General features: G+C 64.3%; 6 protein-coding genes and 1 pseudogene. All 7 read left to right on the forward strand.

Annotated elements, in window-relative coordinates; all coding sequences use genetic code 11:
- Positions 1-37 precede the first annotated feature (37 nt).
- Positions 38-1,201, forward strand: coding sequence for an ABC transporter substrate-binding protein (locus BH95_RS20595; RefSeq protein ID WP_037183869.1), 1,164 nt, complete (start codon positions 38-40; stop codon positions 1,199-1,201).
- A complete protein-coding gene (locus tag BH95_RS20600; protein WP_037183871.1) occupies positions 1,198-2,931 on the forward strand; it encodes an ABC transporter permease in 1,734 nt (577 codons plus the stop codon). The genes BH95_RS20595 and BH95_RS20600 overlap by 4 nt, the downstream gene beginning before the upstream one ends.
- On the forward strand, positions 2,928-3,971 hold the full coding sequence (locus BH95_RS20605; RefSeq protein WP_037183872.1) for an ABC transporter ATP-binding protein: 1,044 nt from the start codon (positions 2,928-2,930) through the stop codon (positions 3,969-3,971). The genes BH95_RS20600 and BH95_RS20605 overlap by 4 nt, the downstream gene beginning before the upstream one ends.
- On the forward strand, positions 3,968-4,531 hold the full coding sequence (locus BH95_RS20610) for a histidine phosphatase family protein (protein WP_052060122.1): 564 nt from the start codon (positions 3,968-3,970) through the stop codon (positions 4,529-4,531). The genes BH95_RS20605 and BH95_RS20610 overlap by 4 nt, the downstream gene beginning before the upstream one ends.
- A 433-nt stretch (positions 4,532-4,964) precedes the next feature.
- On the forward strand, positions 4,965-5,903 hold the full coding sequence (locus tag BH95_RS20615; RefSeq protein ID WP_052060123.1) for a sugar ABC transporter substrate-binding protein: 939 nt from the start codon (positions 4,965-4,967) through the stop codon (positions 5,901-5,903).
- A 45-nt stretch (positions 5,904-5,948) separates the two neighbouring features.
- Positions 5,949-6,254, forward strand: coding sequence for a GntR family transcriptional regulator (locus BH95_RS20620; RefSeq protein WP_080738068.1), 306 nt, complete (start codon positions 5,949-5,951; stop codon positions 6,252-6,254).
- Positions 6,251-6,370, forward strand: a pseudogene (locus tag BH95_RS29645) (ABC transporter permease); the annotation flags it as partial. The gene BH95_RS20620 and the pseudogene BH95_RS29645, both read left to right, overlap by 4 nt.

Below are 6,370 nucleotides of genomic sequence, written 5' to 3' on the forward strand. Positions count from 1 at the left end.
TCTCTCGCTCACTCACCCCCATCATCGGAGGATCGTCATGTCTGTTTCCGCCCGCCCCCGCGCGATTGCTGCCTGTTCCGCTCTTGCGCTGACGTTCGGTCTCGCGGCCTGCTCGTCTTCAACCGCCGAACCCGATGCCGTAGAGCCCGACTGGGCGTCGATGTCTCAGGACGAGCTGATCAGCGCGGCACAGGAGGAGGGTTCGGTGTCGGTGTACGCGTTCACCAGTCGCATCGCGTCCATCGAGGAATCCTTCGAGGCCGCCTACCCCGGCATCGACGTGGTGGCAACCGACATCTCCTCGACCGAGCTGATCACCCGACTGGCCAGCGAACACCGAGCGGGCAGCGCAACTGCCGACGTCGCCTACGTATCCGATGCGCCTGTCGTCGTCACCGAACTGCTCGCCGACGGCGTACTGCTGCCCTATGTTCCAGGTCGAGTCACCGATGCGCTGGCCGAGGAGTTCCAGGAACCACTCGCTGCCAACCGGTTGTCCACCAAGGTGCTGATGTACAACGAGGAGGCCAACCCCGACGGCCCGCCTGTGGACAATCTGTGGGCCCTGACCGAACCGGAGTGGGCAGGCCGCGTCGTCATGGTCGACCCGAACGTACGTGGCGATTATCTCGACCTGGTCACCGAGATGTCCTTGCGCGCCGACGACATGGCACAGGCATATCAGGACCACTTCGGAACCGAGATTCAACTCGACGACGGCGTCGAGGATGCGGGTCTGCAGTTCATCAACGATCTGTACGGCAACGACGCCGTGCTGGTCGACGACACCGACACGGTCAACTCGTCGATCGGTGCTGTCGGACAGACGAACCCGCCGGTGGGATTCACCACCTACTCCGACCGCCGAGACAACGAGGACGAGGGCTGGGCACTGCAGGTCGCAGCGGGCGTCGCCCCGTCGCCCGGCATCGTGTTCCCGGCCATGCTCGGCGTCACCGCCAGCGCTGAGAATCCAGCTGCAGCACGCCTTCTCATCGATTACATGATGGGTGACGACACCGAGACCGGTGGTCCCGGGTTCGAACCGTTCTACGTCGCAGGCGATTACCCGACGCGACAGGACGTTCTCGCACCGGCAGACGCGTTGACGCTGGACCAGCTCGGAGCGTGGCGGATCGATCCCCAGGCCTCTGCCGAGCGTCGCGCGCAGGTGGCCGACTTCCTGCTCACCATCCAGTGACGGTTCTGCACCGGGTGAAGGCGGTCGGTCGTCCGGTTCATTTGCTTGCGGCCGGCGTGATCGCAGTTCTTGCGTTACTGGTGGCGGCCCCGCTGACCGGGTTGATATCTCGAACTCTCGATGCGGACTCCGACGGTGTGTGGGGCGAGGTGTTCGCCAGCCCACTGTCGGAGAATCTGCTGTGGCGGCCACTCGGTAACTCCCTCATGGTCGGGCTCGGAGTCGGTCTTCTGTCCACACTTCTGGGCGCCTTCCTGGCCTGGGTCGTGATCATGAGCGATATTCCAGGAAAGCGCATCATCGGTGTGCTCGCGACGATCCCGTTCGCGTTGCCGAGCTTCGCGATCGCGTTGGCGTGGGAGAGTGTGTTCCGCAACGAAAGGCTCGGTGGTACACCCGGTCTCCTGTCCAGCATGGGAATCGATGTGCCCGACTCGGTGTCCTGGGGACTGGTGCCGACGGTGCTGGTACTGACGGCCCACTACTACTCGCTGTCGTTCGTGATCGTCTCCGCTGCGCTTCTGGGAATCGGCGGCGACCTGGTGGCCGCGGCCGAACTCACCGGCGCGTCGCGGCTGAAGGTCGCTACCCGTATCGTTCTCCCCGCAATCTCGCCTGCGGTCCTCTCGGGCTTCCTGCTCGCGTTCGCCGAAGGGGTCAGCAATTTCGCCGTGCCTGCGTTGCTCGGTCTCCCGGTGCGGTTCCAGACCCTGAGCACCAGGCTCTACGGATCCATATCGACCGGTGATGCCGTGCGTGGCTACGCGTTGTCGATTGTGCTCGTCGTCGTCGCAGGCCTGGTGTTGTGGACGGGGAACCGTGCCACCCGCGGCCGGTCGTTCGCAACCATCACAGGGAAAGCGTCGGGCATCCGTACGGTGCGGACCGGTGTCTGGCGATGGCCGTTGGTCGTCATGGCCGGGACCCTGGTCGCGGTCACCGCCGTCGTGCCCGGTGTGGTGCTCGCGGTCTCGACACTTCTGCGGCGGACGAACTCCTTCGACGGCGGTTTCACGTTGCACTTCTGGGTCGGCGAATCCGACAGCGCGATCGCGCAGGGTATGCGCGGTGTTCTCCGTGACCCCGTGGTGGTCGACGCAACTCGATCCACGATTCTGCTCGGGTTGTCCGTCGCGATCGGTGCTGCACTGATCGGGCTACTGGCCGCGTACGTCGTGCGGCACGTCATCCGGCCGAAAATCCTCGGCGGTGCAATCGGATTCCTCTCCTACGTGCCGTTCCTGATTCCCGGCGTCGCATTCGGCGCTGCCTTCATCGCACTGTTCGGTGCCCCGATCGGGCCACTGCCGTCGCTGTACGGCACCTTCGCGATTCTGGTACTTGCGGGAATCGCGGCCAGCCTGCCGTTCGCATTCCAGACCTCGAAAGCGGCGCTGGGGCAGGTGTCGAACGAACTCGAAGAGGCAGCGGTCCTCACCGGGGCCGGCGGGCCGCGAAGGTTCGTCCGAATCACCGCCCCGCTGGTCTCACGAGGAGTGGTCGGCGGTTCCGTCCTGGTCTTCGTCACGATGGTGCGTGACCTGTCGCTCGTCGTTCTACTGGTCACACCCGCGACCCCACTGTTGGCGACGATGACCTACCGATATGCCTCGGAGGGATTCACTCAGCAAGCCAACGCGATCACCTGCGTCATCGCTCTGATCTCCGTAGCGGCAACGCTGCTCGCGCGGAGGTTGACCCGCGCCCAACCGACAGGAATACCCTCATGACCCGCATCGTTCTCGACCGGCTTACCAAACGGTTCGGTGATCACACAGCCCTGCACGGCATCGACGTCGATCTGCCCGACGGCTCGTTCCTCGTCCTTCTCGGGCCGTCCGGGTGTGGCAAGACGACCACCTTGCGCATGCTTGCAGGCCTCGAGCAACCGAGCAGCGGCACGATCACCTTCGGCGACGTGGTCGTGAGTGATCCAGCCAAGGGAATCGACCTGTCCGCGGACCGCCGTCGGCTCGGCATGGTGTTCCAAAGCTACGCGCTGTGGCCGCACATGAGCGTGCGGGCGAACGTCGAATGGCCCCTCCAGGTCGCGGGCTGGAGTCGCGAAGACCGCGTCGGCCGCATCGACGAGGTGCTCGCCGCGCTCGAGATCTCCCAACTCGCCGATCGGCAGCCCGCCCAGATCTCCGGCGGTCAGCAGCAGCGGGTGGCGATCGCACGCACCATTGCCCCGCGTCCGGGTGTCCTATTGTTCGACGAACCGCTCTCGAACCTGGATGCTCGCCTACGTGTGGAGACCCGTGCAGAACTGGTTCGGCTGCATCGGATGACCGGCGCCACCAGTGTGTACGTCACCCACGATCAGGTGGAGGCACTCGCGATGGCGACGCATATCGCAGTGATGAACAAGGGACGAATCGAGCAACTGGGCACTCCGGCCGAACTGCTGGATCGACCGGAAACGGCGTTCGTCGCGTCGTTCCTCGGTACGCCGCCCGCCGTGCTGCTCGGCGGCGACGTCATCGACGGCACGCTGTTCTGCGACGGCGTCCCGCTCGTCGACGGTGCCCAACCGGGCACGCGGGTGATGTATCGACCGCAGGATCTCGTGTTGGACCCCGAGGGCGCGCTCGCCTTCGAAGTGCTGGAATCGACCCCGATGGCCGGGCGTCACGTGGTCACCGGCCTCGTGGCCAAGCAGCGCGTATCGGTGATCACCGAGGCTGCAGCGACGGCAGGAGAGACCACCGCGCTTGTGATACCACCGAAGCCGGCCGCGGTGTTCGATGCAGAGGGGCGACGACAGTGACCACTCTGTTGTTGGTACGACACGGTGCGACCATGTGGACGGAAGATGGCCGTCTGCAAGGCAGAACCGATATCGATCTCTCCGAGACCGGATGCCGCGAGGTGCGTCGGATGGCGGCAGTGGTGGCGTCATGGGCGCCTCGGACCGTGATCGCCTCGCCGCTGGCGCGAACCAGGTCGACCGCCGAATTGCTGGGTGCACGCGAGGTGAGACTCGACAGCCGCTGGGCAGAAGCAGGCCTGGGGGAGTGGGAAGGGCGTACCCCTGAGGAGGTCGGAGAGGACTACCACCGTTGGCGCGCAGGCTCGTTGGTACCACCGGCCGGTGAGCTACCGGAGCACGTGACGGCACGCACTGCGGCCGCGGTGTTCGACGCCGTAGCCCAGCCTGGCCCTGTCCTGGTCCTCACCCACGGCGGCGTCATTCGATCCGTACTCGACCGGTTCATCGGGCTGCCCGCTGCCCGGCTCGTACCCGTTGCAGCACCGAGTATTACCGCCCTGGACATCGATGCGGACGGACCGGCACGGCTGCGAGCGTTCAACCTCGGCGCCTGTTAGAGCTCCCAGAGGTGCGGTTGGATCGCTCGCCAGGCGTCCAACCGCACCACTGCGTCGGAGGCGTAGTTCGTCGGGACGATCACTGCAGCGCGATGTATTTCGTTTCCAGGTACTCGTCGATCCCTTCGAACCCGCCTTCGCGGCCGAAGCCCGACTCCTTCACACACCGTATCGGGCCGGTCGACGGCGCATCTGTTTCGTCGGAACTCTGGCGCGCGGCTGCCAGCCTGCCCTGTCGGACGGTGGATCGACTTCTGGTCGTCCGACGGAACCCTGCTCTCGGGGTTTGGGTCACTATTGACAGAACATGTGACGTGGTTCATAGTAGTGACACTAGACCGGTCAAATAGATGGGTCTAACCAACTCTTCCGAAAGAGGGAAAACGTGATTTCGTCTCGTCGCGTAGCGGTCACATTGATTGCATCGGCAGTGATGCTGTCTGCCTGCAGCAGCACGGGCGGTGCGCCCGAGTCCTCGGACTCCGGATCCAGCGCCGGCACGGCGGACACTCCCCGCGCAACGGTTGCCATGATCACCCATGCTCCTCCCGGTGACACCTTCTGGGATCTCATCAGAAAGGGTGCCGAGGCTGCGGCGGCCAAGGACAACATCGAGCTCCAGTACACCGGAGACGTCGATGCACCCAATCAGGCCAATCTCGTTCAGAACGCCATCGATTCCGGTGTCGACGGCATGGCTGTGACTCTCGCCAAACCCGACGCGATGAAGCCGAACGTCGAAACCGCAGTTGCAGAGGGTATTCCGGTCGTTGCGTTCAACTCCGGTTACGACAACTGGCAGGACTTCGGTCTCCAGGGATACTTCGGCCAGGACGAGCGCATCGCCGGTATCGCCGCGGGAGAGCGCATGAAGGCCGACGGCGCCACCAACGCGATCTGTGTGATCCAGGAGCAGGGTGCGGTCCAGCTCGAAGCTCGGTGTGCCGGTATCGCCGAGGGCTTCGGTGGCAGGATCGAAAACCTGAATGTGAACGGTCAGGACCTGCCTTCGGTGCAGTCCACGATCCAGGCAAAGCTGCAGCAGGATCCGAGCATCGATTCGATCATCACCCTCGGCGCGCCTATCGCCCTGACTGCGGTGGAGTCCGTGTCGGCCAGCGGTTCGAACGCAACGATCTCGACGTTCGACACCAATGCTGCACTTGTCGACGCCATCAAGTCCGGTGACGTGCAGTGGGCTATCGACCAGCAGCCGTACCTGCAGGGATACCTTGCAGTCGACTCGCTGTGGCTGTACCTGAACAACAAGAACACCATCGGCGGCGGTCAGGCCGTCCTGACCGGTCCGTCGTTCATCGACAACACCAACATCGACGCGATCGCAGACCTGGCCGCCGCTGGCACCCGGTAGGCACTTCGAGGGGCACCGCACCGCACCACGACGAGGGAGAAAACGATGACCAGCAGTGTGGTGGGGCTGCAGCTGCGTCTGCATCCCTCCCGTGCGGTGCCCCTGTACTACAGCCTCGCTCTCGCCATCGAAGAAGCAATCCACGAGCGGCGGATCGGAGTCGACGACACGCTCGAGACGGTGGCAGTTCTTCACGATCGGCTGAACATGGCACCTGGAACGGTTCGTCGCGCATTCCGGCATCTGGAGCAACGCGGCATCGTCGAACGGAGTTCACGTTCGACATTCAAGGTCGTAGCGTCACCCACATCAGGCTCGACCCGAGCCGACACTTGCAAGGATTTGTCATGAGTACACAGGCCGATTTGGATCTGTCCAAGCACACCGTCGTCACCGATGAGCGGGTCAAGAAGCAGAAGCCGTTGCAGCGGTTGCTGGTTCGTCCGGAGATCGGCGCGCTGTTCGGC

The sequence above is a fragment of the Rhodococcoides fascians A44A genome (assembly GCF_000760735.1).
Lineage (GTDB): Bacteria > Actinomycetota > Actinomycetes > Mycobacteriales > Mycobacteriaceae > Rhodococcoides > Rhodococcoides fascians_E.